Source organism: Streptomyces sp. NPDC059166, assembly GCF_042755185.1.
In the GTDB taxonomy this organism is placed as follows: Bacteria; Actinomycetota; Actinomycetes; order Streptomycetales; family Streptomycetaceae; genus Streptomyces.
In genome coordinates this window covers 38456-63541 of sequence record NZ_JBHZCI010000002.1, presented here as the reverse complement: position 1 = coordinate 63541, position 25086 = coordinate 38456, and the positions used below count along the sequence as shown (strand labels likewise).

General features: G+C 70.1%; 28 protein-coding genes and 1 pseudogene. 9 read left to right on the top strand and 20 right to left on the bottom strand.

All coding sequences use genetic code 11. From position 1 onward, the window contains the following. Positions 1-74: 74 nt before the first annotated feature. The 6 genes from mmsB to ACFXOA_RS01750 all read right to left on the bottom strand — a co-directional run bounded on the left by mmsB (position 75) and on the right by ACFXOA_RS01750 (position 7402). Positions 75-1319: a multiple monosaccharide ABC transporter permease gene (mmsB, locus tag ACFXOA_RS01775; RefSeq protein ID WP_385020911.1), complete on the bottom strand. Its 1245-nt coding sequence runs from the start codon at positions 1317-1319 to the stop codon at positions 75-77. Further along, the gene (gene mmsA, locus ACFXOA_RS01770) at positions 1316-2866 is read right to left on the bottom strand and encodes a multiple monosaccharide ABC transporter ATP-binding protein (protein ID WP_385020908.1); all 1551 of its coding nucleotides are present in this window, start codon (positions 2864-2866) and stop codon (positions 1316-1318) included. The genes mmsB and mmsA overlap by 4 nt, the downstream gene beginning before the upstream one ends. Positions 2867-2898: 32 nt before the next feature. Then, a complete protein-coding gene (gene chvE, locus ACFXOA_RS01765; protein ID WP_385020905.1) occupies positions 2899-4008 on the bottom strand; it encodes a multiple monosaccharide ABC transporter substrate-binding protein in 1110 nt (369 codons plus the stop codon). Positions 4009-4138: 130 nt separating this feature from the next. After that, positions 4139-5122 carry a hypothetical protein gene (locus tag ACFXOA_RS01760; protein WP_385020902.1) on the bottom strand — a complete coding sequence of 328 codons (984 nt, stop codon included), beginning with the start codon at positions 5120-5122 and terminating at the stop codon, positions 4139-4141. Positions 5123-5231: 109 nt separating this feature from the next. Beyond that, positions 5232-6251 carry a zinc-binding dehydrogenase gene (locus ACFXOA_RS01755; protein ID WP_385020899.1) on the bottom strand — a complete coding sequence of 340 codons (1020 nt, stop codon included), beginning with the start codon at positions 6249-6251 and terminating at the stop codon, positions 5232-5234. Beyond that, complete coding sequence (locus tag ACFXOA_RS01750) at positions 6248-7402, bottom strand: mandelate racemase/muconate lactonizing enzyme family protein (protein ID WP_385020896.1); 1155 nt, start codon at positions 7400-7402, stop codon at positions 6248-6250. Before ACFXOA_RS01750 ends, ACFXOA_RS01755 begins: the two co-directional genes overlap by 4 nt. A gap of 110 nt (positions 7403-7512) precedes the next feature. Between ACFXOA_RS01750 and ACFXOA_RS01745 the strand changes: the two genes are divergently transcribed. Next, positions 7513-8301, top strand: coding sequence for an EI24 domain-containing protein (locus ACFXOA_RS01745; RefSeq protein ID WP_385020893.1), 789 nt, complete (start codon positions 7513-7515; stop codon positions 8299-8301). A gap of 22 nt (positions 8302-8323) precedes the next feature. Here ACFXOA_RS01745 and ACFXOA_RS01740 read toward each other — a convergent pair whose 3' ends face one another. Together ACFXOA_RS01740 and ACFXOA_RS01735 are read right to left on the bottom strand one after the other, a co-directional pair. After that, on the bottom strand, positions 8324-9316 hold the full coding sequence (locus tag ACFXOA_RS01740; protein WP_385020890.1) for an aldose epimerase family protein: 993 nt from the start codon (positions 9314-9316) through the stop codon (positions 8324-8326). A gap of 11 nt (positions 9317-9327) precedes the next feature. Then, complete coding sequence (locus tag ACFXOA_RS01735; protein WP_385020887.1) at positions 9328-10242, bottom strand: SGNH/GDSL hydrolase family protein; 915 nt, start codon at positions 10240-10242, stop codon at positions 9328-9330. Positions 10243-10603: 361 nt separating this feature from the next. On the opposite strand from ACFXOA_RS01735, the gene ACFXOA_RS01730 reads away from it, so the two are divergent. Continuing rightward, on the top strand, positions 10604-11098 hold the full coding sequence (locus ACFXOA_RS01730) for a DUF3145 domain-containing protein (RefSeq protein ID WP_385020884.1): 495 nt from the start codon (positions 10604-10606) through the stop codon (positions 11096-11098). A gap of 128 nt (positions 11099-11226) precedes the next feature. On the opposite strand, the gene ACFXOA_RS01725 is transcribed toward ACFXOA_RS01730, so the two are convergent. From ACFXOA_RS01725 to ACFXOA_RS01705, 5 genes are all read right to left on the bottom strand, one after another. Continuing rightward, the gene (locus ACFXOA_RS01725; RefSeq protein WP_385020881.1) at positions 11227-12489 is read right to left on the bottom strand and encodes a beta-ketoacyl-[acyl-carrier-protein] synthase family protein; all 1263 of its coding nucleotides are present in this window, start codon (positions 12487-12489) and stop codon (positions 11227-11229) included. A 79-nt stretch (positions 12490-12568) separates the two neighbouring features. Further along, complete coding sequence (locus ACFXOA_RS01720; RefSeq protein WP_385020878.1) at positions 12569-12817, bottom strand: acyl carrier protein; 249 nt, start codon at positions 12815-12817, stop codon at positions 12569-12571. Between the two features lie 64 nt (positions 12818-12881). Continuing rightward, positions 12882-13913 carry a ketoacyl-ACP synthase III gene (locus ACFXOA_RS01715; RefSeq protein ID WP_385020875.1) on the bottom strand — a complete coding sequence of 344 codons (1032 nt, stop codon included), beginning with the start codon at positions 13911-13913 and terminating at the stop codon, positions 12882-12884. An 11-nt stretch (positions 13914-13924) separates the two neighbouring features. Continuing rightward, the gene (locus tag ACFXOA_RS01710; protein WP_385021404.1) at positions 13925-14839 is read right to left on the bottom strand and encodes an ACP S-malonyltransferase; all 915 of its coding nucleotides are present in this window, start codon (positions 14837-14839) and stop codon (positions 13925-13927) included. A gap of 89 nt (positions 14840-14928) precedes the next feature. Further along, entirely contained in the window at positions 14929-16128 is a 1200-nt protein-coding gene (locus tag ACFXOA_RS01705) for a PucR family transcriptional regulator (protein ID WP_385020872.1), read from the bottom strand. A 78-nt stretch (positions 16129-16206) separates the two neighbouring features. Between ACFXOA_RS01705 and ACFXOA_RS01700 the strand changes: the two genes are divergently transcribed. Together ACFXOA_RS01700 and ACFXOA_RS01695 are read left to right on the top strand one after the other, a co-directional pair. After that, positions 16207-16881, top strand: a complete 675-nt coding sequence (locus ACFXOA_RS01700; RefSeq protein ID WP_385020869.1) for a pirin family protein — start codon at positions 16207-16209, stop codon at positions 16879-16881. 134 nt (positions 16882-17015) lie between these two features. Then, positions 17016-17849, top strand: a complete 834-nt coding sequence (locus ACFXOA_RS01695) for an endonuclease/exonuclease/phosphatase family protein (RefSeq protein ID WP_385020866.1) — start codon at positions 17016-17018, stop codon at positions 17847-17849. A gap of 57 nt (positions 17850-17906) precedes the next feature. On the opposite strand, the gene ACFXOA_RS01690 is transcribed toward ACFXOA_RS01695, so the two are convergent. Then, positions 17907-18317, bottom strand: coding sequence for a hypothetical protein (locus ACFXOA_RS01690; protein ID WP_385020863.1), 411 nt, complete (start codon positions 18315-18317; stop codon positions 17907-17909). Positions 18318-18326: 9 nt separating this feature from the next. Continuing rightward, positions 18327-18746 (bottom strand): hypothetical protein, encoded by a 420-nt coding sequence (locus ACFXOA_RS01685; RefSeq protein ID WP_385020860.1) that lies wholly within the window; start codon positions 18744-18746, stop codon positions 18327-18329. A 60-nt stretch (positions 18747-18806) separates the two neighbouring features. Here ACFXOA_RS01685 and ACFXOA_RS01680 point away from each other — a divergent pair, with 60 nt between their 5' ends. Further along, positions 18807-19244: a hypothetical protein gene (locus ACFXOA_RS01680; RefSeq protein ID WP_385020857.1), complete on the top strand. Its 438-nt coding sequence runs from the start codon at positions 18807-18809 to the stop codon at positions 19242-19244. Positions 19245-19362: 118 nt separating this feature from the next. Here ACFXOA_RS01680 and ACFXOA_RS01675 read toward each other — a convergent pair whose 3' ends face one another. Beyond that, complete coding sequence (locus tag ACFXOA_RS01675) at positions 19363-19833, bottom strand: hypothetical protein (protein ID WP_385020854.1); 471 nt, start codon at positions 19831-19833, stop codon at positions 19363-19365. A 76-nt stretch (positions 19834-19909) separates the two neighbouring features. Between ACFXOA_RS01675 and ACFXOA_RS01670 the strand changes: the two genes are divergently transcribed. Beyond that, positions 19910-20428 (top strand): GNAT family N-acetyltransferase, encoded by a 519-nt coding sequence (locus ACFXOA_RS01670; protein WP_385020851.1) that lies wholly within the window; start codon positions 19910-19912, stop codon positions 20426-20428. A gap of 32 nt (positions 20429-20460) precedes the next feature. On the opposite strand, the gene ACFXOA_RS01665 is transcribed toward ACFXOA_RS01670, so the two are convergent. The 3 genes from ACFXOA_RS01665 to ACFXOA_RS01655 form a co-directional block, all read right to left on the bottom strand. After that, a complete protein-coding gene (locus ACFXOA_RS01665; protein WP_385020848.1) occupies positions 20461-20985 on the bottom strand; it encodes a hypothetical protein in 525 nt (174 codons plus the stop codon). 91 nt (positions 20986-21076) lie between these two features. Further along, positions 21077-21343 (bottom strand): DUF397 domain-containing protein, encoded by a 267-nt coding sequence (locus ACFXOA_RS01660; protein ID WP_385020846.1) that lies wholly within the window; start codon positions 21341-21343, stop codon positions 21077-21079. Further along, entirely contained in the window at positions 21303-22151 is an 849-nt protein-coding gene (locus tag ACFXOA_RS01655; protein WP_385020844.1) for a helix-turn-helix transcriptional regulator, read from the bottom strand. Before ACFXOA_RS01655 ends, ACFXOA_RS01660 begins: the two co-directional genes overlap by 41 nt. Positions 22152-22233: 82 nt before the next feature. Here ACFXOA_RS01655 and ACFXOA_RS01650 point away from each other — a divergent pair. Further along, positions 22234-22641, top strand: a pseudogene (locus tag ACFXOA_RS01650) (ATP-binding protein); the annotation flags it as partial. A gap of 2 nt (positions 22642-22643) precedes the next feature. Here the strand turns inward: ACFXOA_RS01650 and ACFXOA_RS01645 are convergent. Then, positions 22644-23462 (bottom strand): serine hydrolase domain-containing protein, encoded by an 819-nt coding sequence (locus ACFXOA_RS01645; protein WP_385020841.1) that lies wholly within the window; start codon positions 23460-23462, stop codon positions 22644-22646. 132 nt (positions 23463-23594) lie between these two features. Here ACFXOA_RS01645 and ACFXOA_RS01640 point away from each other — a divergent pair, with 132 nt between their 5' ends. Both ACFXOA_RS01640 and ACFXOA_RS01635 read left to right on the top strand, forming a co-directional pair. Beyond that, positions 23595-24059, top strand: coding sequence for a MerR family transcriptional regulator (locus ACFXOA_RS01640; RefSeq protein WP_385020838.1), 465 nt, complete (start codon positions 23595-23597; stop codon positions 24057-24059). Between the two features lie 5 nt (positions 24060-24064). After that, entirely contained in the window at positions 24065-25081 is a 1017-nt protein-coding gene (locus tag ACFXOA_RS01635) for an aldo/keto reductase (RefSeq protein WP_385020835.1), read from the top strand. The last annotated feature ends 5 nt before the right edge of the window (positions 25082-25086 follow it).

Sequence of the window (25086 nt, the reverse complement as noted above, 5' to 3'; positions counted from 1 at the left end):
ACACCGAAGGCGCCCTCCCCGGCCGGGGAGGGCGCCTTCGTGGCGCGGGGGCCGTGGCCCTCGCGGCCGGTGCGTCAGGAACCGACCTTGCGCTTGTTCCAGACGTCGAAGCCGACCGCGGCCAGCAGCACGAGCCCCTTGATGACCTGCTGCCAGTCGGTGCCGATGCCCACGAGGTTCATGCCGTTGTTCAGCACACCGAGCACCAGGCCACCGATGATCGCGCCGAGTACGGTGCCGACGCCGCCGCTCATGGACGCGCCGCCGATGAACGACGCGGCGATGGCCTCCAGTTCGAAGTTGAGGCCCGCCTTCGGGGACGCGGCGTTGAAGCGCGCGGCGAAGACCAGACCGGCCAGTGCCGCGAGCATGCCCATGTTGAGGAAGACCAGGAAGGTGACCTTCTTGTCCTTCACACCGGACAGCTTCGCCGCGGGCAGGTTGCCGCCGATGGCGTAGATGTGACGGCCGATGATCGCGTTGCGCATCACGTAGCCGAACCCGACGACCAGGACACCGAGGATGAGCAGCACCACCGGGGCGCCCTTGTAGCTGGCGAGCAGCAGGGTGACGACGAGGACGGCCGCGACCAGGGCGACCAGCTTCAGCAGGAACAGCTTCAGCGGCGGCACGTCGAGGGCGAACTCCTGCTGGCGCCTGCGGTCACGGAACTCCTGGAGCACCACGAAGACGATCAGGGCGATGCCCAGCAGCAGGGTGAGGTTGTGGTAGTTGGTGTTCGGGCCGACCTCGGGCAGGAAGCCGTTGGCGACCTTCTGCAGGCCCTTCGGGAAGGGGCCGAGCGTCTGGCCCTTCAGGACGATCTCGGTGAGACCGCGGAAGAGCAGCATGCCCGCGAGCGTCACGATGAACGACGGGATGCCCAGGTAGGCGATGAAGAAGCCCTGCACCGCTCCCGCGACCGCGCCGATGGCCAGGCACAGCACCACGGCGAGCGGCCAGGACATCTGGTGCTCGACCATGAGGACGGCGGCCATCGCCCCGATGAACGCGGTCAGCGAACCGACCGACAGGTCGATGTGGCCGGCGATGATGACGAGCATCATGCCGATCGCCAGGATCAGGATGTAGCTGTTCTGCAGCACCAGGTTGGAGACGTTGCGCGGCAGCAGCAGATCGCCGTCGGACCAGACCGCGAACAGCACCACGATCAGGCCGAGGGCCATCAGCATGCCGTACTGCCGCATGTTGCTGCGTATGCCGTCGAGCACCAGGCGCAGCAGGCCGTCGCCGGAGGACGCTCCGCCTCCCGGGGGCGCCGAGGGGGCGGGGGTCCTGTCCTTCACGTCCGTGCTCATCGGGTTACCTCTTTGTCCTTCGTCATCTGACGCATCAGTGCTTCCTGCGACGCCTCGGCCCGCGAGAACTCACCCGTCAGCCGTCCCGCGGCCATCGTGTAGATGCGGTCGCACATACCGAGCAGCTCCGGCAGTTCGGAGGAGATGAAGACGACCGCCTTGCCCTGGGCGGCCAGCTGGTCGATGACCGTGTAGATCTCGTACTTGGCGCCCACGTCGATGCCGCGGGTCGGCTCGTCCAGGATCAGCACCTCGGGACCCGCGAAGATCCACTTGCTGAGGACGACCTTCTGCTGGTTGCCGCCGGACAGCTTGCCCACCGGCTCGAAGACGGTCGGCGCCTTGATGTTCATGGACCGGCGGAACTCCTCGGCCACCTGCTGCTCGCCGTGCTCGTCGACCACACCCCGCCTGGCGACCTTGCCCAGCGCGGTCAGCGAGATGTTCCGGTTGATGGTGTCGATGAGGTTGAGGCCGTAGTGCTTGCGGTCCTCGGTGGCGTAGGCGATGCCGTGCCCGACCGCCTCCGGGACGGTCTTCGTACGGACCTCCCTGCCGTCCCTGAGGACGGTGCCGCCCGCGTAGCGGCCGTAGGAGCGGCCGAAGACGCTCATCGCGAGCTCGGTGCGGCCGGCGCCCATGAGCCCGGCGATACCGACGATCTCGCCGCGGCGCACCTCGATCGAGACGTCGTCCACGACCTTGCGCTGCTGGTCGATGGGGTGGTGCACGGTCCAGCCGCGGATCTCCAGGGCGGGCGCGCTGCCCTCCTCGGGATGGTGCGGGGTGCGGTCCGGGAAGCGGTTCTCCAGATCGCGCCCCACCATCCCGCTGATGATCCGGTCCTCGGTCGTGCCCTCGGCCTTCACGTCGAGCGTCTCGATGGACCGCCCGTCGCGGATGATCGTGACCGAGTCGGCGACCCGGCGGATCTCGTTCAGCTTGTGCGAGATGATGATCGAGGTGATGCCCTGTTCCTTCAACGACAGGATCAGGGAGAGGAGTTTGCCGCTGTCCTCGTCGTTGAGCGCCGCCGTCGGCTCGTCGAGGATGAGCAGTTTCACCTTCTTCGACAGCGCCTTGGCGATCTCCACCAGCTGCTGCTTGCCCACACCGATGTCGGCGACCCGGGTCTCCGGGTGCTCGTCGAGACCGACGCGGCGCAGCAGTTCGCCGGCGTGCCGGAGGGTGTCGCGCCAGTTGATGAGCCCGCGCCTGGCGTGCTCGTTGCCGAGGAAGATGTTCTCCGCGATGGAGAGGTACGGCACCAGCGCCAGCTCCTGGTGGATGATCACGATGCCGTGCTGTTCGCTCGCGCGGATGTCCTTGAACCGGCAGGTCTCGCCTTCGAAGAGGATGTCCCCTTCGTAGCTGCCGTGCGGGTGGACGCCGGAGAGCACCTTCATGAGGGTGGACTTTCCGGCGCCGTTCTCCCCGCAGATGGCGTGGACCTCGCCCTGGCGGACGCTCAGTGAGACGTCCGACAGCGCCTTGACACCGGGAAAGGTCTTGACGATCGAGCGCATTTCCAGGACGGGTCCCGCCATGGTCGTGCCTTCCAATCCTTGAGGGAGCCCGGTTACTTGAGGTCGTTCTCGGTGTAGTAGCCGCCGTCGACGAGGACTTCCTTGTAGTTGTCCTTGTCCACGCTGACCGGCTGCAGCAGGAAGGCGGGGACGACCTTGGAGCCGTTGTCGTACGACTTGCTGTCGTTGACCTCGGGCTTCTTGTCGTTGAGGACCGCGTCGACCATGTTCGACGCGACCTTGGCGAGCTGGCGCAGGTCCTTGTAGACGGTCTGCGTCTGCTCACCGGTGATGATCGACTTCACCGAGGCGACCTCGGCGTCCTGGCCCGTGACGACCGGCATGGGCTTGGCCTTGGAGCCGTAGCCGTCCGACTTCAGGGCGGAGAGGATGCCGATGGAGATGCCGTCGTACGGCGAGAGCACGGCGTCGACCCGGGAGCTGCGGTAGCTGGAGGTGAGGAGGTCGTCCATGCGCTTCTGCGCGGTGCCGCCGTCCCAGCGCAGGGTGGTGACCTGGTTGAGGGCGGTCTGCTTCGACCGGACGACCAGTTCGCCCTTGTCCACGTAGGGCTTGAGGACGTTCATCGCGCCCTGGAAGAAGTACTTGGTGTTGTTGTCGTCGTTGGACCCGGCGAACAGCTCGATGTTGAAGGGGCCCTTCTTGCCGTCCCCCAGACCGAGCTTGTCGACGATGTACGTGCCCTGGAGCTCGCCCACCTTCTCGTTGTCGAACGAGGCGTAGTAGTCGACGTTCTCCGTGCCGAGGATCAGCCGGTCGTAGGAGATCACCGGGATGTCGGCGTCCTTGGCCTGCTGGAGCACGTTGCCGAGGGACTTGTTGTCGATCGCGGCGATGATCAGGGCGTCCACACCCTGGGTGATCATGTTCTCGATCTGGGAGACCTGCTGGTCCGGGTCGTCCTCGCCGTAGACGAGCTTGGTCTTGTAGCCCTTGCCCTTGAGCTCCTTCACGACGTTGGCGCCGTCGGATATCCAGCGCTCGGAGGACTTGGTCGGCATCGCGACGCCGATGGTGGCGCCCTCCGAACCCCCCTTGTCCTCCTCGCTGCCGCCCTCGCTGCTCTGGCCGCAAGCGGTCAGGGCCAGGGCGAGGGTGGCGGCGGAGGCGACGGCGGCAAGTGCGGCTCTGCGGTTGCGCATGGTCATCATCCTTGATGTGGGGTCACGGCCCGGTCCGGTCGCTCCGGAACGCCGGTGCGGCTCGACCGAGAACAGGTGTGTGGGATTGTGCGCGGCTGTGTCTTCTTTTGGTGAGATAGTGTCCGAAGCGTTATGACGAGATCGCGAACCTGTTGAGCTTCCCCGGCAGCCGGCTGCCGAGCTCCGCCATCCCGCCGTCCGCTCCGTGACGGGCGAGCAGGTCCAGCGCCAGCCGTCCGCGCCGCACCCGCTCCCTGGCCGTGGCCAGGGCCAGTTCACGCAGGTGCTGCCCGTACGGGTAGATGCCGGGCGACTTGGAGAGGCCGAACTTCAGGTACAGCGGGGCGCCGCGCCGGATCAGCTCGGCGACCTCGTACATCCGCACATAGCCGCCCAGGTCGTCCGGAGCCTCGATGTAGAGATCCATCGGCGCCCTGGAAACCCGCCGGATCTCGGTGAACTGGGCGAGCGTCAGATCCGACGGGACGTTGACCGAGTCCGCGCCGAGCTGCTCGAACACGGCGTACGACGCCGGGTTCACGGGCCCGATGAGCGCCGACACCTTGAAGGTGGTGTCCGCCGGCAGGGCACCCTGCTCGCGCATCCGGTGCAAGGTCCACAGCACCCCCTCGTCGGCCACGAGCAGGCACTTCACGCCCAGCGAGGTGGCCCGCAGGGCGTCCTCGACGCAGCCGGCCAGGGCGTCGTGGCCCCGGGAGCGCAGCCCCGCGCCGCCCGAGTCGGTGCGCACCGAGGCTCCGGTGTCCCAGGTGCCACGGGGGCCGGTGAACAGGCAGAGCTCGATGCCCCGTTCGGCGCAGCTCTCCACCATCTCGGTGATCTCCGCGTCGGTCAGCATCCAGATGCCGCTGCCCTGGCTGATGCGGTGGACCGGCACATCGAGCCGCGCCGCCTCCTCGAGCACGACCCCGAGGGCCTCGGGGCCCTCCACGGACGGCACCTCGGTGCGCCAGCTCCCCCCGCAGGGGAAGGAGTGAGGGGACGCGTCCGCAGGGGAGAGCGGTGCGGGGCCCAGACCGAGCGCGGCCAGTGCGGTGTCACCGGGACGGCGGGCACCGCCGGTGCCGGGGATGGTGGCGGGGGTGTCGTTCACGACTGGTCCTTCACGTTCGGTATATCGGACGAAGTTCGGATCGTTGGGGCGGCTCCGGCGCGGCGGCGGTCAGGTCGCGACCGCGCCGGAGCGTCTTCCGGGCGGGCCCTCAGGGCCGTAGCAGCACCTTCCCGGTCTCCGGATCCCCGGATCCCACCAGTGCGACGGCGTCGGCGAACCGCTCCAGCGGGAACTCGTGGGTGATGAGCGGAGCGGGGTCGAGCAGCCCCGCCGTGAAGGCGCGCACCGCGTAGGACCACGCCGAAGAGGGGGCTCCGAAGACGCTGCGCACCGTGAGCTGACTGAGCGAGAGATGCACCGGATCGATGCCCGTGGCACCCGGGGCGAACATCCCGGTCAGCACCACCCTGCCGCCCCTGCGGGCCAGCAGGCAGGCGTCCGCCGCCGTGGACGGTGCGCCCGCCGTCTCCACCACCAGGTCGTACCGGCCCCGTACCTCCCCGGCCTCGCCCGGAGTCCTGACCTCCCCGGCCCCGAAGTCCAGGGCCAGCAGGGCGCGGTCCTTCCGCGGGTCGACCACGGTGAGCTCGGCGGGCGACACCGCGGCCAGCAGCTGCACCGCCAGCAGGCCCAGTGTGCCGGCGCCCAGCACGGCGATCCGCTCACCCGGCTCGGGCGCCCCGGCCCGTACGGCGGCCGCGACCACCGCCGCCGGCTCCAGCAGGGCCGCGGCCCGCAGGTCGGCGTCGCCGGCCAGCGGATGCAGCAGCCGCGCCGGGACCACCAGGTGGTCGGCGAAGGCCCCGGGGCGGGTGAAGCCCGTCTCGTCGTACCCCGCCGAGCACAGCGAGGTCTCCCCGCACCTGCACCGCTCGCAGCGCCCGCAGGCCCGGAAGCCCTCGGCGACCGTGCGGCGTCCGGTCAGCGCGGGATCGACGCCCTCGCCCACCGCGTCGACGGTGCCCGACCACTCGTGCCCGGGCACCACGGGATACCGCACGTACGCCGGGTCGCGGCGGCCGTCGTACACCTCGCGGTCGCTCATGCAGATCCCGGCCGCGGCGACCCGCACCCTCACCTCGCCGGGGCCCGGCTCCGGGAGCGGGCCCTCGGTGAGCCGGTGACTGCCGGGCCGCTCCACGGTCAGCGAGCGGGAGAGCGGACTCACTTGGGCTGCCTCTTCTCCCAGCCCTCGGCCCACAGGTCGAACCGTGCCTGCTGCTGCGGGAACTCCGCCGCCGCGTCGACGTCGAGCTCCACTCCGAGCCCCGGGGCGTCGGAGAGTTCGAAGCAGCCGGTCTCCGGGTCGACCGTGGGAGCGCCCTTGACGACCTTCTTGATGTCCGCGTCGGCGAAGTCGTTGAAGTGCTCGAGGATCTTGAAGTTCGGGGTGCAGCCGGCGACCTGGAGGCTGGCCGCCGTCAGCACGGACCCGCCCACGTTGTGCGGGGCGATCAGCGTGTAGTGCGTCTCCGCCGTCGCGGCGAGCTTGCGGGTCTCCAGGATGCCGCCGATGTGGCCGACGTCCGGCTGGATGATGTCGACGGCCTGCGACTCGAAGAGCTCCCGGAACTCGATCCGGTCGTGGATGCGTTCACCCGTCGCGATCGGCAGGTCCACCTTCTCCGCGACCTTGCTCAGCGCCTTGAGGTTCTCCGGCGGCACCGGCTCCTCCAGCCACGCCGGGCGGAACGGCGCCATCTCCCGGGCGATGCGTACCGCCGTGGACGGACTGAACCGGCCGTGCATCTCCAGCATCAGCTCGGCGTCGGGGCCGATGGCGTCCCGCACCGCCTCGATCAGGGACACGGCGTACCGGGTCTCCTCCTGGCCCAGCTCGAAGTGGCCCGTCCCGAACGGGTCGATCTTCAGCGCGCGGTAACCCCGCTCGACGACCCCCTGGGCGGCCTTGTGGTACGCCTCCGGGGTGCGCTCGGTGGTGTACCAGCCGTTGGCGTACGCCTTGACGCGGTCGGTGACCTTCCCGCCGAGCAGCTGCCAGACGGGGACGCCCAGAGCCTTGCCCTTGATGTCCCAGCAGGCCATCTCGATGACCGCGATGCCGGACATCACGATCTCCCCGGCACGCCCGTAGTCGCCGTACTTCATGCGCTTGACGAGATCCTCGACCGCGAACGGGTCGGAGCCGGTGATGTGGTTGACCGACGCCTCCCGCAGGTAGCCGAGCAGAGCGTCCGTGCGGCCCAGCATCCGGGTCTCGCCGACCCCCGTGAGGCCCTCGTCGGTGTGCACCTGGACGTACGTGAGGTTGCGCCACGGCGTCCCGACGACATGCGTGCTGATTCCGGTGATGCGCACGGGTGTTGCCTCTCCACGTGTTCGGTATTTCGTCACTCGTTCGAAATGCTGGCGTGACGTTAAAACGGGCCGGGGAAGGTGTCAATGGCCTGCGCAAGTACGCTGACGCCATGAGTGATCTCGGGGCGGGATTCGGTTACTTGGTCAAGGGCCAGCGCTGGGCCTTCGGGCACGGCAGGTGGTTCGGCATCGGCCTGCTCCCCGCACTCATCACCCTCGTCGTGTACGCGGGCGCGCTCACCGGCCTGGGCTACGGCGCCGACGACCTCGCCGCCTGGGCGACCCCGTTCGCCGACGACTGGTCCTCGCCCTGGCTCGGACTGCTCCGCAACGGCCTGACCGTCCTGATCTTCGTGCTGGGGATATTCCTCGCGGTCATCACCTTCACCGCGGTCACCCTGCTGATCGGCCAGCCGTTCTACGAGTCCCTCTCCGAGGAGGTCGAACGCGGCGAGGGCGGCGAGGTGCCCGAGTCGGGACTGCCGTTCTGGCGGGAGCTGTGGATCTCCGCCCGAGACTCCGTCCGCATCCTGCTGCGCGTCGCGGCCTACGGAGTGCTGCTCTTCGCCCTCGGCTTCATCCCCGTCGTCGGCCAGACCGTGATCCCCGCCCTCGGCTTCTGCGTCTCCGGCTACTTCCTCTCCGAGGAACTCACCGCCGTCGCCCTCCAGCGCCGGGGCATGGTCCTCAAGGACCGGCTGGTGCTGCTCCGCGGCAGGCGCTGGGCGGTCCTGGGCTTCGGGGTCCCGCTGGCGCTGGCCTTCGTCGTCCCGTTCGTCGCCGTGTTCCTGATGCCGGGCGCGGTCGCCGGTGCCACCCTGCTGGCCCGCGAGCTCACCGGGGAGGCGGAGGAGCGGCCCGCGCCCGCACCCGCGCCGCACTCCCTGCGCAAGGACTGAGCGCACGCGGGACCGCACGGGCTCAGCGCACGGAGAACCCGTACACCGTCGTCGAGGTGAACTCCTCGCCCGGCCTCAGCACGGTGCTCGGGAACTCCGGGCGGTTCGGCGAGTCCGGGAAGTGCTGTGTCTCCAGGGCGATCCCCGCGCACGGCTCGAAGGGGCTCCCGCCGAGATGGTCGGCGGTGTACAGCTGGAGCCCCGGCTCCGTCGTACGGACGGTCAGCAGGCGTCCGGACGCCGGGTCGTGCAGCTCGGCGACCGGCTTCCCGCCGGTCTCCTCCAGCACGTAGTTCGTGTCGTGACCGGGCCCCACCGGCCTCGGCTCCCGGAAGTCGTACCGGGTGCCCTCCACCGGCAGGAAGGCACCGGTCGGCAGGGACTGCTCGTCCGCCGGGGTGATCCGCCCGGCGGCGATCCGCAGCTCCTGGCCCAGCGCGTTCCCGCTGCCGGCCCCGGCGAGGTTCCAGTACGTGTGGTTGGTCAGGTTCACCACCGTCGGGGCGTCCGTCGTCGCCCGGTAGCCGATCCGCAGCGCGCCGTCCTCGTCGAGGGTGTACGTCACCGAGACCTCCAGCCGCCCGGGGAACCCCTCCTCGCCGTCCTCGGAGACGAGGGAGAACCGCACCCCGCCCGGCACCTCCCGCGCCTCCCACACGCGCTTGTCGAACCCGACCGCACCGCCGTGCAGGGTGTTGCGCCCCTCGTTGGGCGTCACCCGGTACGTCCGCCCGTCGATCGCGAACGCGCCGCCCGCGATCCGGTTCGCGTACCGGCCGACCGTGGCGCCGAAGTACGGGCTCGGGTGCGTCTCGTACGCCTTGACGTCGGGCAGCCCGAGGGCGACCTCGGCTCGGGTGCCGTCCCGGCCGGGCACCTCGACCGACTGCACCAGGGCGCCGTACGTCAGTACCCGCACCCGGGTGCCGGCGCGTTCCAGGGTCCAGCGCCGGACCGGCGTACCGTCCGTGCGTGTGGAGAAGTCTTCGTTCGCTACCGCTGTACCCGTCGTCACGATCAAGGACTTTACGCCGGGGGCGCGGCCGCGGTGACATTGCGGTAGGCGATCTCAGCGAGCCTGGCCTGCCCGTCGCGCCCCGGGTGGAACCAGTCCCACTCGCTCAGCTGCTTCCCGGTGAACCGGTAGTCGAACACCGCCCCGCCGTCGTAGCGGCACCGCTCGTCCCGCGCGCAGACCTCCCGCAGCACCTCGTTGTACGCCACCACCCGCGCCCGGACCGCTTCGCGCCGTGCCACGGCCGCCGCGCCCATGTCGTCGGCGTCCGCCAGCATCGACCGGCAGATCCCGAGCTTCCAGATCTGCTTGCCCAGCGGGTTCTCCCGCCCTGTCGACCAGAGGCGCTTGAGGTCCGGCACGCTGGACACGTAGATCTGCGCCTTCGGCGCCGCCGCGCGCAACCGCCGTACCGATGCCTCGAAAGAGGTCCTGAAGTCCGCCACCGGGGTCATCAGCCGCACCGAGTCCCGGCAGGCGTCGTTGGCCCCGATCATGACCGTGACCAGCTCGGGCCTCTCCTTCGCCGCCTGGGCCATCTGCTCGGGCAGCTGGGCCATCCGGGCGCCCGACACGGCGTGGTTCCAGCTGTGCGTGACCGCCTTCGACGCCCCGAGGAGGCGCACGGCGAGGCTCCGGACCGCGCCGTCGGTCCCCGTGGCCCACGACACCTCGGGGCAGTCGGCGAACACCGAGCAGGCGTCGAAGCCGCGGGTGATCGAGTCACCGACCGCGGCGATCGAAGCGGGCCTCGCGTCCCACGCCGGAGCCGGGGCGGGTGCGGGGCTCCGGGTGGCGGAACCGCCGCGAGCGGGTCCGTCGCCGTCCGACGTGCAGCCGGTCAGCACTGCGGATCCGGCTGCCACGACCGCCGTCAGGGTGACCGCGCAACGCCGGACACGACGGCATGACGAATGCTCAGGCATCCCTGATTCCCCTCAGGTCACGCGGGTGATTGTGCCCCTGGCACAACCGGACAGCCCCAGGTGGCGGGCCCTCACGCCCTCGCGGGTGAATGCTGAGGAATCAGGGGCCCGGGACCGACGGTACGTCACCCAAGCGCCCCCGGCGCACGGTAGCTTTTCCCCGTCGAACCAGTGGCGCACCACCGGCCTGTGTGTTCATGGACGGGTCCGGTACGTTAGCTCACGTCACATACTGTCCCTTTTCAGGAGATTCACTCCCGATGCTGTTTACTGATGACAACCTCGGGAGCCGGCCGGGAAGAGGCGGTACGGGCGCGAGGCCGCTGGGGAAGGCGAACCTCGTCCCACCTTGGAGGTCCCGGTGACGACACGTGGAGTCCTGTACGTTCACTCCGCACCGCGCGCGCTGTGCCCGCATGTCGAATGGGCGGTGGGGGGTGTGCTCGGTGTGCGGGTCCAGCTGGACTGGATCAGACAGCCGGCCGCGCCCGGCACCTGGCGTTCCGAATTCTCCTGGAAGGGCAGAGCCGGCACGGCCTCGGAGCTGGCGTCGTCGCTCCGCGGCTGGGACCTGCTGCGCTTCGAGGTGACGGCGGAACCCTGCCCCACGGCCGAGGGGGAGCGATACAGCTCCACACCCGGGCTCGGCATCTTCCACGCCGTCACCGGGATGAACGGTGACATCCTCGTCCCGGAGGACCGGCTGAGGGCGGCCCTGGCCAGGTCCCTGCGGGGTGAGTCGGACCTGGAGACCGAGGTCGCCGGTCTCCTCGGCAAGCCCTGGGACGACGAACTGGAGTCCTTCCGGCACGCGGGCGAAGGCGCCCCGGTCCGCTGGCTCCACCAGGTGGTCTGACGCGCCACCGGCGCAGTCCCACCCTGTCTCCCCGCCCCTGCTGAAACGTTCCCGCGCCGGGGAGCGCAAGAGGCCGCTCCCGGTACGGGAGCGGCCTCTGCCGGTCGGACGCCCTGACGGGCGGTGGATCAGACCGAACGGAACGCCAGGACCACGTTGTGGCCGCCGAAGCCGAACGAGTTGTTGATCGCGGCGATCGAACCCTCGGGCAGCGCACGCGGCCCGCCGCGCACGATGTCCGCCTCGACGGCCTCGTCGAGGTCGTCGACGTTGATGGTCGGCGGAGCCGTGCGGTGGTGCAGGGCCAGCACGGTCGCCACCGTCTCGATGCCGCCCGCGCCACCCAGCAGGTGGCCGGTCATCGACTTCGTGGCCGAGATGGCGACGTGGTCCAGGTCATCGCCCAGCACGGCGCGCAGCGCCTTGATCTCGGCGATGTCACCCTGCGGCGTGGAGGTGGCGTGCGCGTTCAGGTGCACGACCTCCGACGGCTTCAGGTCGGTGGAGTCCAGCAGGTTCTGCATCGCCGCGGCGATGCCGCGCCCGGTGGGCTCGGGCTGCGCGATGTGGTGGGCGTCGGCCGAAAGGCCCTGGCCCAGCACCTCGCAGTAGACCTTGGCGCCACGCGCGGCGGCGTGCTCCGCGGACTCCAGGATCACGACACCGGCGCCCTCGCCGAGGACGAAGCCGTCACGGGCGGTGTCGTAGGGGCGAGAAGCCTTCTCGGGCTCCTCGTTGCTCTTGGACATCGCCATCATGTTGGCGAACGCGGCGATCGGCAGCGGGTGGATGGCCGCCTCGGTGCCACCGGCGACGACCACGTCGGCACGGCCGGTGCGGATCATCTCGACGGCGTACCCGATGGCCTCGGCACCCGACGCGCAGGCGGAGACCGGGGTGTGGACTCCGGCCTGGGCGTTGACCTCGAGACCGACGTTGGCGGCCGGGCCGTTGGGCATGAGCATGGGAACGGTGTGCGGGGAGACGCGGCGTACGCCCTTCTCCTTCAGCACGTCGTACTGGTCGAGCAGGGTGATCACGCCGCCGATGCCGGAGGCGATGACCGAACCCAGACGCTCGGGCTGGATCTTCTCGTCCTCACCGGCCTTGCCGGTGAAGCCGGCGTCCGCCCACGCCTCGCGGGCGGCGATCAGCGCGAACTGCGCCGAGCGGTCCAGCTTGCGGGCGAGGGGACGGGGCAGCACTTCGCCGGGGTCGACGGCGGCGAGGGCGGCGATGCGGACGGGCAGTTCGGCGAAACGTTCGCCCTCGAGAGGCTTGACGCCGGAACGGCCGGCCATCAGACCTTCCCAGGTCGATGCGGAGTCGCCACCCAGCGGAGTGGTTGCGCCGATACCGGTGACGACCACGGTGCGATTGGTCGGGCTCACTGGAAAATCTTCTCCACGTGTAGAGGGTCGTGAATCAGCGGCGCCACCGCCGGGTGGCGACACACGGGACGAACTGGGATCAGTTCTGGTGCTTCAGGATGTACTCGGCAGCATCGCCGACCGTCTTGAGGTTCTTGACGTCCTCGTCGGGGATCTTGACGTCGAAGCGCTCCTCGGCGGCGACGACGACCTCGACCATGGACAGCGAGTCGACGTCCAGGTCGTCGGTGAAGGACTTGTCCAGCTGGACGTCCTCGACCGGGATACCGGCGATCTCGTTGACGATCTCGGCGAGACCGCTGACGATCTCTTCCTGGGTGGCGGCCATGTTGGCGCTCCTTCTATATGTTTCTGCAGGGTCTGGGCATGCGGACCGGAAAAGTCCGAGGTGCCTAGGGGAGGGTAACGACCGTCGCGGCGTAGACGAGACCCGCCCCGAAGCCGATGATGAGCGCCGTGTCGCCGCTCTTGGCCTGACCGGTCGCCAGAAGCCGCTCCATAGCGAGCGGAATCGAGGCGGCCGACGTGTTGCCGGTGGTTTCCACGTCACGGGCGACCGTGACGTGCTCCGGCAGCTTGAGCGTCTTCACCATCGAGTCGATGATCCGCATGTTGGCCTGGTGCGGAATGAAGACATCCAGGTCGTCCGGGGAGATCCCGGCCGCTTCCAGCGCCTGCTGGGCGACCTTCGCCATCTCGAAGACGGCCCAGCGGAAGACCGCCTGACCCTCCTGCGTGATGGCGGGGAACTTGACCTCGCCCTTCGAGTCGAGCGGCAGGTTCGAGACGTCGCCGATCTGGAACTCGTTCCAGGCCACGGTCTGCTTGATCGTCTCGGACTTGTCGCCTTCGGAGCCCCACACCGTGGGACCTATGGCGGCTTCCTGCGACGGGCCGACCACGACGGCGCCGGCGCCGTCACCGAAGAGGAAGGCCGTCGCACGGTCCTCCAGGTCGGTGAGGTCGCTCAGCCGCTCGACACCGATGACAAGTACGTACTCTGCCGAACCCTCGACGATCATGCCCTTGGCGAGCGTCAGGCCGTAGCCGAAGCCCGCGCAGCCGGCGGAGATGTCGAAGGCGGCGGGCTTGCCCGCGCCGATCCGGTGCGCGATCTCGGTCGCGACCGCGGGGGTCTGCTTGAAGTGCGAGACGGTGGAGACGATGACCCCGCCGATCTGCTCGGGCGTGATCCCGGCGTCCGCGATGGCCTTCCCCGAGGCCTCCACGGACATCATCGACACGGTCTCCTCGTCGGAGGCCCAGTGGCGGGTGGCGATACCGGAGCGGGAGCGGATCCACTCGTCGGACGAGTCGATCGTCTCGAGGATCACCTCGTTCGGCACGACACGGGTGGGGCGGTAGCCGCCGACACCGATGATCCGTGCGTACGGGGCGCCCTTGCTGGGCTTGATCTTCGACATGCTCGGGCTCCTTAGGCGCCCGCGTGCTCGGAGATGAGCGCGCGGGCCGCGTCGAGGTCGTCGGGGGTCTTGAGCGCGAGCGTCTTCACGCCGGGCAGAGCGCGCTTGGCGAGCCCGACGAGGGTCCCGCCCGGCGCGGCCTCGATCAGAGCCGTGACCCCGAGCTCGGCGAACGTCTCCATGCACAGGTCCCAGCGGACCGGGTTGGCGACCTGGCCGACGAGCCGCGAGATGACCTCGGCGCCGTCGGCGACCGTCTTCCCGTCGGCGTTGGAGACGTACGTGACCTTCGGGTCGGCGACCTTCAGGGTGGCGGCAGCCTCACGCAGCCTCTCCACGGCCGGAGCCATGTGGTGCGTGTGGAACGCACCGGCCACCTTGAGCGGCACCACGCGGCGGACGCCCTCGGGCATGTCCCCGGTCAGCGCGGCGATCTGGGCCGCGGTGCCCGCGGCGACGATCTGGCCACCGCCGTTGACGTTCGCCGGGGTGAGCCCCAGCTTCTCCAGGTGCGGGACGGTGACCTCGGGGTCTCCACCGAGAAGGGCGGCCATTCCGGTCTCGGTGACCGCGGCGGCCTCGGCCATGCCGAGCCCCCGGGTGCGCACGAAACCGAGTGCCGCCTTCTCCTCGATGACGCCCGCGAACGCGGCGGCGGTGATCTCACCGACGCTGTGTCCGGCGACGACGCCGGGCGAGGCGTCCAGTGCGGCCGCGGACAGAAGGCCCGCGGCGACCAGCAGCGGCTGCGCCACGGCCGTGTCGCGGATCGCGTCCGCGTCGGCCTTCGTGCCGTAGTGGGCAAGGTCGAGCTCGATGGCGTCCGACCATTCCGCGATGCGGTCGGCGGCACCGGGGAGTTCGAGCCAGGGAGTCAGGAAGCCTGGCGTCTGAGCGCCTTGGCCGGGAGCGACGAGTACGAGCACACTCACACTCTCTCTTGTGGACGGCCCCGGACACCCGTGGGGACAGGGACGAAGAACCGTCGGGGGAATTGTTGAACTTCGACAAAAGTCTAGGACTGGGGGTCGGCGTCGGCCAAGCGCCCCAGGATGAGGGCGATCCGCAGCGTGAAGGCGGAACGCACGTCGGAGGGTGACCATCCGGTGACGTCGGTCACACGTCGGAGCCGGTAGCGCACGGTATTGGGGTGCACGAACAGCATCCTTGCCGCGCCCTCAAGGCTGCTGGCCTGCTCCAGGTACACACTCAGCGTCTCCAGAAGTGCCGAACCCGCTTCTTCGAGCGGTCTGTAGATCTCCTCCACCAGCTGATCGCGCGCGGCGGGGTCGCCCGCCATCGCACGCTCCGGAAGGAGATCGTCCGACAGGACGGGCCTCGGGGCGTCCTGCCACGCCGAACAAGCCCTGAGACCGGCCGCGGCGGCTTGCGCGGACCGGGTCGCGGCGAGCAGGTCGGGCACCACGGGACCGGCTACGACCGGGCCGGCCGCATACGGTCCGATCAGGGACTTCGCGACGTTCAGGGGGTTGTCGCTGCCGCCCGCGATCACGACCAGCCGGTGTCCGAGCACCCCGGTCAGCACCTGGAGCTTGGCGTGCCGGGCGGCCCGCCGGATCGCCTCCACCGTCAGCTCGCTGTCACCCTCGGGCGCCGTACCGAGGACGACGCACACGTGTTCGGGGGAGTTCCAGCCGAGGGCGGCGGCCCGGGAGACCGCGCCCTCGTCGGCCTCCCCGGACAGCACCGCGTTCACCACCAGCGACTCCAGCCGCGCGTCCCAGGCGCCCCGGGCCTCGGCCGCCTGCGCGTACACCTGGGCGGTCGCGAAGGCGATCTCGCGCGCGTAGACGAGCAGTGCCTCGCGCAGCACCGACTCGTCGCCGGGCGCCGCGACCTCCTCGATCGCGGCCTCCATGACCTCGATCGTCGTCCGCACCATCTCGACGGTCTGACGCAGGGTGATCGCCCGGGTCAGCTCGCGGGGGGCCGTGCCGAAGACATCGGTCGAGATGGCCTGCGGCGTCTCAGGGTGCCGGAACCACTCCGTGAACGCGGCGATACCGGCCTGGGCCACCAGGCCGATCCAGGACCGGTTCTCCGGTGGCATCGCCCGGTACCACGGCAGCGCCTCGTCCATGCGGGCGATGGCGTTGGCGGCCAGCCGGCCGGAGGACTGCTCCAGCCGTTTCAGGGTCGCGGCGTGCAGATGGGCGTCATGCGTGGCGGGCTGCTCAGGATCGGGTCGGGGCACGCACACAAGACTGCCTTATCGGGACAGGTGCCCGGATGGCCGGGGCGGAACGCGGGCCGGCGGGGATACCGTGGGGGAGTGATCGACGTACGCCGCTCCCGCGACCGCTTCCGCGGCGGAGACCCGGGAGGAACGGGTGACTCCGCGGGCATCGAGACGCTGCACGCCTTCTCCTTCGGACGGTTCTACGATCCGGACAACCTGCGCTTCGGGCCGATCCTGGCCTGCAACGAGGAGCGACTGGCCCCCGGGGCGGGGTTCGGCGAGCACCCGCACAGTCACACCGAGATCGTCACCTGGGTCGTCGAGGGGGAACTCACCCACCGGGACACGGCCGGGCACGCGAGCGTGGTGCGCGCGGGAGACGTCCAGCACCTGAGCTCGGCCGGCGGGGTGCGGCACGTCGAACGCAACGACGGGGACGTCCCGCTGACCTTCGTCCAGATGTGGCTGGCCCCGTCCGAGGCGGGCGGGGAGCCTTCCTACACCCATGTCGCCGGGATAGCCGACTCCACCCCCTACGCCCTGCCCGGCGCCGGCGCGATGCTGCACGTCCGGCGGATCGCCGAGGGCGAGCGGACCGCGGTCCCGGACGCGGTCGGCGTCTACGTCCACGTCGTGAGGGGGCGGGTGGCCCTCGGGGGAGAGGAACTGGGGGCGGGCGACTCGGCGCGGATCACGGGAGCCAAGGGGCTGGAGCTCTCGGCGGCGGTGCCGGCCGAGGTGCTGCTCTGGGAGCTCGCCTCGGTGTGAGGGCCGCAGCCCTCGCGCGGGTGCGGCAGGCGGCCATCCGGAGGCGGGCCGGTCTTCACCTCGCGGTCACCGGCACGTCGGTGGACGGGGCAACGATCGGTGCCGCCCGCGAAACCGCACCCCAGGAGGCCCTCGTGCTCCGACGCACCCTGCCCGTACTCGCCACCGTCGTCGCCCTCGCCACCGCCGGCTCCGTGGCGCAGGCCTCGGCGGCCTCCCGCCCCGGGCCCCGCGTCCTGGACGTGATGTCCTTCAACATCCACCACGCCCAGGGCACCGACGACGTGCTGGACCTCGACCGGATCGCCCGTGTGGTCCGGGGCAGCGGCGCCGACGTGGTGGGCCTCCAGGAGGTCGACAACCACTACTCGGCGCGCAGCGAGTGGGCCGATCAGGCCGCCGAGCTCGCCGAACGGCTGGGCTGGCACGTCGTGTTCGGCGCCAACATCGACAACGCCCCGCCGGCCGGAAGCGACCACCGGGTGCAGTACGGCACGGCGATCCTCTCCCGCTACCCGATCACCGCGTCGGAGAACACCTGGCTGTCCAGGTCGCCCGACCAGGAGCAGCGAGGCCTGCTGCACGCCACGATCGACGTCCACGGCAGGAAGGTGGAGTTCTACAACACCCACCTGGCCGCCAGTTCACAGACCGACCGGCTCCGGCAGTCCGCCCAGGTCGTGGACCTGATCGGTGCGAACAAGCCCGGAATCCTGGTCGGTGACTTCAACGCCCTGCCGGACGCCCCGGAGTCGCAGCCGCTTCAGCAGGCGTACACCGATGCCTGGGCGAGGTCCCTGCACCCCAAGGGCGACGGCGGCACCTACCCGGTCGAGGCGCCGACGAAGCGGATCGACGTCATCTACACCACCAAGGACGTCAAGCCGCTGATCACCCGCGTCGTGAGCGGCGAGCCGACCGCCTCCGACCACCTGCCGGTGCTCAGCAAGGTCCTCGTCACGCGCTGAGCGCACCGGTGGCCCGATCCGCCGGGCACCGGTCGGCCACGGTCCGGTGTCCGCGCCTCAGGGCGAACGCACCCAGGGCGTGAAGCGCTGCCCCGGGGCAGCGTCAGCGCGCCAGTACCTCAGGACCGTCTCCCGGACGATCCCGACCCGCTCGGCGGCGATGAGGCACGGGACCGGCTCTCGTCCGCCGGCGTCCGCCTCGAAGGCGACCAGGACGGGTGGCTCCTCGCCGAGGTGACGCGCGACCTCGGCGGTCTCGGCGGGCGATGGGGCGCGGAACACCGGATCCTGGAAGCTCGACGGGCAGCTGACGAAGAGAGGATCGTCGAAGACCAGCTCCAGCCCGTGGGCGTAGGTCAGGTCATGGGAGGCGGCGAGGCGCAGCTCCCCGGCGTTCCAGGTGACCACGTCCCAGTCCCACCAGGAGCCCTCGGGCAGTCGGATCAGGTGTTCTCCCGTACTGCTCATGTCGGAACGTCAGTTGCCCTTCGAAGCGCGGCTTTCCGCCGCGTCGGCGAGTCCGTCCAGCTCGCGCATGGCCTGGCCGTGGCCGCTCATCCGGCGCGAGACGGTGCCGACGGTGAACAAGGCGACCCCGGCCAGGGACACGGGGAGCGAGAGGCCGAGCACGGCCAGCGCCTCCGGCCAGTCACGCTCGTCCGCGCAGTAACCTCCGGGGCCACGGCCCTCGTTGGCGGTGCCGCGATCGGTGAGCAGCCGCGACTCGCACTCGGCCGGGTACTGGTCGTCGGGTTTGCGGTCCACCTCGTACGGCAGCAGGATCAGTACGGCGCACCAGGTCCACAGCAGGGTGGCCAGGGCGAGCAGGGCCAGGCCCCAGTTGCGTGTCTTCCCGGCGCGGTGACGGAAGTCGAGGTCGAACTCACGTGATCGCATGGCGAATGAATCTATCGGAGTCCGGTGCGGACGGCGCTCGAAAATGGTTACGCTCCGGCCATGACGGCGCAGTGGTACGTCCTCATCGAGGAGGACACTCGTGAGTCCCGGAACGCCGACGGCAACGATCTGAAACTGCACCGCTGGACCCTGGTGGCGAGCCATCACATCAGCGGCGTGGAGGCGGACGCGCTCGCGGTGGCCGAGGACGCGGCGCTGCGTTACGTGCCGGCGCTCCTCGCCCGCCATTCCCGCCCCGGTGACGTCCCCGCCCGCAGCGTCTTCCTCGCTCCCGACGGCTCCTGGCTGGTCCGGCTCAAGCAGCAGCACCGCGACTGCCACATCCGCGTGACCGTGGCACGTCTCGTCCACAAGCAGGAGGAGGTGCAGGCCCCGCCGAGGAGCTTCAAGCAGAAGCTCCGCCACGCTCTGGACGGGCCGGAGGCTCTGCCGGAACCCTGGGTGCCCGCACGGGAGAAGCCCTCGGCGGAGGCGTAGGAACCATCGATCCGTGTCAGGTCCGATGCCGACGGGGACGTCAGGACGCGGGCGGCGCGGACGAGTGGCACTGCCCCGCATGCCGCGGCACGGTGCCACTCGTGGGAGTGCTCCGGGCTCAGCCGATCTGGTAGAACTCCACGTTCCCGTACTGGTAGGTGTTGGCGATTCCGCTGGTGGCGCCCACCACCAGCTCGACCGAACCGTTCTCGTGGCGCTCGGAGCGGACGTCGATGTTCACCGGCGTGTCCGTGCACCAGTAACTCTTGTACTTCCAGGTGCCGTTCCAGTTGCGGTAGCCCAGCGTCACGGACTGGCCGGTGATGGTGCCGTGGTGGCAGTAGGCGTCGAGGACGCCCTTGACCGTGTAGTTGCGCGGGCCGTCACTGCTGACCGTCCCGTTGAAGCGGACGTCGTACTGGGTGACCCCCCACCCGTCCGTCTTCTGGTAGTTGACGTGGGCGTCGAGGGTTGCCGCGTCTGCCGAGGAGACGGGCAGGAGCGCGGCGCTCACCGCGGCGAGAGCGGTGGCGCACGCACGGGCCATGCGGCCCGTCGGCCGGGGACCGGCCGAGGTGTTCGTCGTCATGCCCTGGAAACGATCTTCGGCATGGGGCAGTCTTCGTCCGTTGGAGTGACTTCACGCTCTGTGATGAGGAGAGTTCATGACGGGTTACAGGACGATGCCGTTCCACCTGGAGACCGAGCGGCTCACCTTGCGCCCGTGGGCCGAGTCGGACGCCGTCGAGGTGAACGCGCTGATGGCCGAACGCGAGGACGGGAAGACCAGGACGGTCGAGCACACCCGTGCGTCGATCGTCGAGATGATCGCGGACATGGAGTCCACGGGTATCGCCCTGCTGCCGATCCGGCGCCGTGAGGAGGGCGACTTGATCGGGTACTGCGGGCTGATCATCGGCCGGTCCACCCTGGACGAGCCCGAGATCGCGTGCGAGCTGTTCCGGCGAGCGCACGGGCGGGGTTACGCCACCGAGGCCGCCCGTGCGGTGCTCGGCGCGGCGGCCGCCACGGGCCGGACGAGGCTCTGGTCGACGGTGAGGGACTGGAACGCGCCGTCGTTCCGTGTGCTGGAGAAGCTGGGCTTCGAGCGGGACCACGTCGCGGCGGAGGACGACGCGAAGGAGAAGGGGGAACTGGTCTGGCTCACACGGTCACTTCCGTGAGCGGGTGAGCAGGGCGGCGGCGAAGGTCCGGATCAGCCTGTCGTCTGCCGCAGCCAGGCGTCCAGAGCGGTGAAATCGGCGTCCGTCAGGCCCCGCCAGGCCTCGACGTGGTGCAGGAGGGCGAGGCCCGGAGGGTGGTGTTCTGCCACCCAGGCGCGGTCGGTATCCGTGATCTCGTCGTCGACCCAGGCGAAGGGACGTCCGGCCGCCCATCCGACCAGCCCCGGCGTCTTCCAGTGCAGCCCCGGCGGCTCCTCGGGCGCGGGGTCGGGCCAGTCGACCAACGGTAGTTCGGGCAGGCCGAGCCAGGGGCAGATGCAGTCGTTGGCATCGGACATCCAGGTGGTCGCCCACACGAGCTCGCACGGGAGCGTCAGCAGCCGGGGGCCGTAGGACGGGTCGATGCGGGTGACCAGCGGATTCGACTCCGTGCCGCCCGACCCGTGTGCCGCCTCGTAGACCGGATAGCCGTCCGGGCGCTGTTGCGGGCTCGCACCGAAGGGGAGGAGCGGTCCGTCGACATCGAGGAACAGGAGGGACGGCGCTGTCACGGTCACCTCTGCACGCTATCGGCCCCGCGCCCGGCCCGCGCGCAGGGCGGGGCCGGGCCACGGTTCTCCTGTGGGGGCGCGGCTCAGCGCAGCCGTCTCAGCGCAGTCCGTCGACGAAGGCCTGCCAGGCGCCCGCGCTCACGACGACCACGGGCCCGGACGGGTTCTTGCTGTCGCGGACCGGGACGGAGGCGGTGCAGCCGTCGGCCACCTCGACGCAGTCGCCGCCGGTGCTTCCGCTGTAGGAGGACTTACGCCAGGCGGCGCCGCCGGTGACGGTGCACTCGACGCATTCGCCGCCGGTGCTCCCGCTGTAGCTGGACTTACGCCACGGCGCACTGGTCACGGTCGTCTCGGTTGCCATAACGCTCCTCCATCACGCGGGCGATCAGCGCCGCCGATTCTCCGACGGAGAGGGCTGCGGCCTGCAAGTGAGCGTAACGGCTCGCGGCCTCCCGGACAGTTTCGGGGCTGGCCGTCATATGTCCGGAGATGAGGTCCTCGGTGTAGATGACATCAGGGTCGTCGTCGAATCGCATGACCGTGAAAGACCCGTCCAGACTTGAGTGTTCACCCGTTACGAAGGGAAGCACCTGGATCCGCATCCACCGGTGTGCGGAGAACTCCAACAACCGGCCGAGTTGGTTTCGCATGACCTCAGGGCCGCCGATCGGCCGGTGCAGTACCGCCTCGTCCAGGATCGCCCAGGCGAGCGGCGGCTGTTCGCGTTCCAGGATGCGCTGGCGCTCCATCCGTGCGGCGACGAGTCCCTCCAGATCGTCCGGCATACCCGTGGCGAGCACCGCCCGCGCGTACTCCTCCGTCTGCAGCAGCCCGTACACCAACTGCGCCTGGTACGTGGAGATGTACGTGGCCCGCGCCTCCATCTCCGCGTACGGCTGGAACCAGGTGGGCAGTTGGCTGCGCAGGACGAGACCGACGAGGCGGGAGAAGACGCCGTCCGTGCCGAGGGCGGCGTCCAGGCGTTCGGAGAAGTCGCGGGTGGGGACCTTCTTCGTGGTCTCGATCTGGCCGATCAGCGAGCCCGTACAGAAGATGATCTCGCCCAACTGGCCCTGTTTCAGGCCGTGGGCCTCGCGCTGGCGGCGCAGCTCCCAGCCGTAGTAGTCCAGCGGGGACGCGTGGGGATCGAGGGACTGCACGTTGGCCACGGCGGGACCTCCGGCTTCAACGCCTCGCGGCGTTCGTTTCAGTTCGTAGCCGAGAGTAGTCATGGTGCCGCACTCTGGTGTCATGAATCACGTATCCGACACCCGGCCCGGTGACGCGGAGGCCGTCTACCGCGCCGACATGACGGTGGGGGAGCACTCCGCCCGCCATCTGCGCCGCATCCTGCGGCTGTACCTGAAGGGCTGGGGGATGCAGGAGCTGGCCGACGCGGCGGAGCTCGCCCTCGGGGAGCTGGTCGCCAACGTCGTACGGCACGTGCCGGGGCGCCGCTGCCAGACGCTCATGTACCTGCTCCCCGGTGACCGGGTGCGGGTGGAGGTCACCGACGCCTCGCCCCGCCTGCCCGAACCGGGCGCGGCGGGCGCGCTCGACGAGGGCGGGCGGGGGCTGCTGCTGGTGGACGCCGTCACCGACGGCTGGGGTGTCGAGACGCGTGGTGACGGGCGCGGGAAGACGGTGTGGTTCGAGTGCGCTCAGCGGGAGCGGAGCTCCGCCAGCACCGCGTCGGTGAACGGGGTCCACGCCTCGGACGCCCAGGGGCCGAAGTCGCGGTCGGTGAGGGCGACGCAGGCCGCGCCCGCCGCCGGGTCGATCCACAGGAAGGTGCCGGACTGGCCGAAGTGGCCGAAGGTCGCGGGCGAGGACGAATCCCCGGTCCAGTGCGGGGACTTGGAGTCACGGATCTCGAAGCCGAGCCCCCAGTCGTTGGGGTTCTGATGCCCGTAGCCGGGAAGCACGCCCTTGAGTCCGGGGTGGACCACGGTCTGCGCCGCCAGGACCGTACGCGGGTCGAGCAGACGCGGGGCCTGGACCTCCGCCGCGAAGCGGACCAGGTCGTCGACGGTCGAGACGCCGTCCTTGGCCGGTGAGCCCTCCAGGGTCGTCGACGTCATCCCCAGGGGCTCCAGGACGGCCTGGCGCGCGTACTCGGCGAACGGGATGTCGGTGGCCTTCGCGATGTGGTCACCGAGGACCTCGAAGCCCGCGTTGGAGTAGAGCCGGCGGTTGCCGGGAGGCGCTGTGACCCGGTGCTCGTCGAAGGCGAGGCCGCTGGTGTGCGCCAGCAGGTGGCGGACGGTGGAACCCTCGGGACCTGCCGGTTCGTCGAGCTCGACCGCCCCCTCCTCGTACGCCACCAGCGCCGCGTAGGCGGCGAGCGGCTTGGTCACCGAGGCCAGCGGGAAGCGGTGCGCGGTGGGACCATGGGTGCCCAGGAGCGTGCCGTCCGAGGTGACGACGGCTGCTGCCGCGGTGGGGACGGGCCAGTTCTCGATCAACGCCAGGCTCTGCATGCGTACGAGCCTAACGGGGCACCCGCACGAGCAGGCCCGAGGGCGGCGGGTGCCCGCCCGGAGGCCGAAAACCGAGACCGCCACCCGTATTCGCTTGCTTGGAGCGCACTCCAAGGTTCTAGCGTTGGAGACATGACGGTGATGGAGAGCACGGAGAGCGTTTCCTCCAGGACGGACACCTGCGCCTCGGCCCCCAAGGCGCATCCGCGCCCCGAGGGGGCGGACCGCTACACCATCAGCGAGGTCGCCGCCTACAGCGGTCTCAGCGCGCACACCCTGCGCTGGTACGAGCGGATCGGGTTGCTGTCCCACGTCGACCGCTCCCACACCGGGCAGCGCCGGTTCACCAACCGCGACCTGGACTGGCTGTCCTTCGTCGGCAAGCTGCGGCTGACCGGGATGCCGGTCGCCGACATGGTCAGGTACGCGGAACTGGTGCGGGAGGGCGACCACACCCTCGGTGAGCGGCAGGCACTGCTGGAGGCGACCCGGCATGACGTGAAGGAACGGATCGCGGAGCTCCAGGGCACTCTCGCCGTACTCGACTTCAAGATCGAGTTCTACAGCGGCGCCCGCGAGGCGTCGGAAAGGGTCTGAAGGACATGAGCGACACCACCAAGATCGCAACCGCGCGCCTGGGCGCCGAAGGCCCGCACGTCGGTGTGCAGGGACTCGGCTGCATGGGGATCAGCGAGTTCTACGGGGACACCGACGAGGCGGCGGCCCGGGACACCCTGGAGGCGGCGCTGGAAGCAGGCGTCACCCTCTTCGACACCGCCGACATCTACGGCCGGGGCGCCAACGAGACCTTCCTCGCGCCGTTCGTCGGAGCGCACCGGGACGAGATCACACTGGCCACGAAGTTCGCGATAGAGCGGACCGACGACCCGCACTACCGGGGGGTGCGCAACGACCCGGCGTACATCCGCGAGGCGGTCGAGGCGAGCCTGCGCCGACTGGACACCGACGTCATCGACCTGTACTACATGCACCGCCGCGACCCGCTCGTGCCCTTCGCCGAGTCGGTCGGCGCGATGGCGGAGCTCGTACAGCAGGGCAAGGTGAAGCAGCTCGGTCTGAGCGAGGTGACGGGGGACGAGCTCCGTGAGGCGCACGCCGTCCACCCGATCGCGGCCCTCCAGTCCGAGTGGTCGCTCTTCAGCCGGGACGTGGAGCGCAGCGCCGTGCCCGCCGCCGTGGAGCTCGGAGTGACCCTGGTGCCTTACTCCCCGCTGGGACGCGGATTCCTCACCGGCTCGTTCACCGACGCGGGCAAGGACCTGGGCGCGGACGACTTCCGCAAGCACCAGCCCCGCTTCACCGGGGAGAACGCGAAGACCAACGCGGCGCTGCTGGAGCCCGTGCACAAGATCGCGGCGGCCCACGGGGCGACGGCCGCGCAGGTCGCCCTCGCCTGGGTGCAGCAGCGCGCCGAGGTGCACGGCCTGACCGTGGTGCCGATCCCCGGCACCCGTAAGCGGAGCCGGCTGCTGGAGAACGTCGGCGCGACCCGGCTCACGCTCTCCGAGCAGGAGCTGGAGCAGCTGGAGCCGATCGCGGCGCAGGTGGCGGGCGACCGCTACCCGGACATGAGCAACACGGCGACCGCCCGCGAGTAGCGCCG

What these genes read in the sequence shown, in the direction of transcription:
- mmsB (WP_385020911.1), bottom strand. Translation starts at nt 1,319, where the DNA reads ATGAGCACGGACGTGAAGGACAGGACCCCCGCCCCCTCGGCGCCCCCG.
- mmsA (WP_385020908.1), bottom strand. Translation starts at nt 2,866, where the DNA reads ATGGCGGGACCCGTCCTGGAAATGCGCTCGATCGTCAAGACCTTTCCC.
- chvE (WP_385020905.1), bottom strand. Translation starts at nt 4,008, where the DNA reads ATGCGCAACCGCAGAGCCGCACTTGCCGCCGTCGCCTCCGCCGCCACC.
- ACFXOA_RS01745 (WP_385020893.1), top strand. Translation starts at nt 7,513, where the DNA reads ATGAGTGATCTCGGGGCGGGATTCGGTTACTTGGTCAAGGGCCAGCGC.
- ACFXOA_RS01735 (WP_385020887.1), bottom strand. Translation starts at nt 10,242, where the DNA reads ATGCCTGAGCATTCGTCATGCCGTCGTGTCCGGCGTTGCGCGGTCACC.
- ACFXOA_RS01720 (WP_385020878.1), bottom strand. Translation starts at nt 12,817, where the DNA reads ATGGCCGCCACCCAGGAAGAGATCGTCAGCGGTCTCGCCGAGATCGTC.
- ACFXOA_RS01715 (WP_385020875.1), bottom strand. Translation starts at nt 13,913, where the DNA reads ATGTCGAAGATCAAGCCCAGCAAGGGCGCCCCGTACGCACGGATCATC.
- ACFXOA_RS01690 (WP_385020863.1), bottom strand. Translation starts at nt 18,317, where the DNA reads ATGAGCAGTACGGGAGAACACCTGATCCGACTGCCCGAGGGCTCCTGG.
- ACFXOA_RS01685 (WP_385020860.1), bottom strand. Translation starts at nt 18,746, where the DNA reads ATGCGATCACGTGAGTTCGACCTCGACTTCCGTCACCGCGCCGGGAAG.
- ACFXOA_RS01680 (WP_385020857.1), top strand. Translation starts at nt 18,807, where the DNA reads ATGACGGCGCAGTGGTACGTCCTCATCGAGGAGGACACTCGTGAGTCC.
- ACFXOA_RS01675 (WP_385020854.1), bottom strand. Translation starts at nt 19,833, where the DNA reads ATGACGACGAACACCTCGGCCGGTCCCCGGCCGACGGGCCGCATGGCC.
- ACFXOA_RS01670 (WP_385020851.1), top strand. Translation starts at nt 19,910, where the DNA reads ATGACGGGTTACAGGACGATGCCGTTCCACCTGGAGACCGAGCGGCTC.
- ACFXOA_RS01660 (WP_385020846.1), bottom strand. Translation starts at nt 21,343, where the DNA reads ATGGCAACCGAGACGACCGTGACCAGTGCGCCGTGGCGTAAGTCCAGC.
- ACFXOA_RS01645 (WP_385020841.1), bottom strand. Translation starts at nt 23,462, where the DNA reads ATGCAGAGCCTGGCGTTGATCGAGAACTGGCCCGTCCCCACCGCGGCA.
- ACFXOA_RS01640 (WP_385020838.1), top strand. Translation starts at nt 23,595, where the DNA reads ATGACGGTGATGGAGAGCACGGAGAGCGTTTCCTCCAGGACGGACACC.
- ACFXOA_RS01635 (WP_385020835.1), top strand. Translation starts at nt 24,065, where the DNA reads ATGAGCGACACCACCAAGATCGCAACCGCGCGCCTGGGCGCCGAAGGC.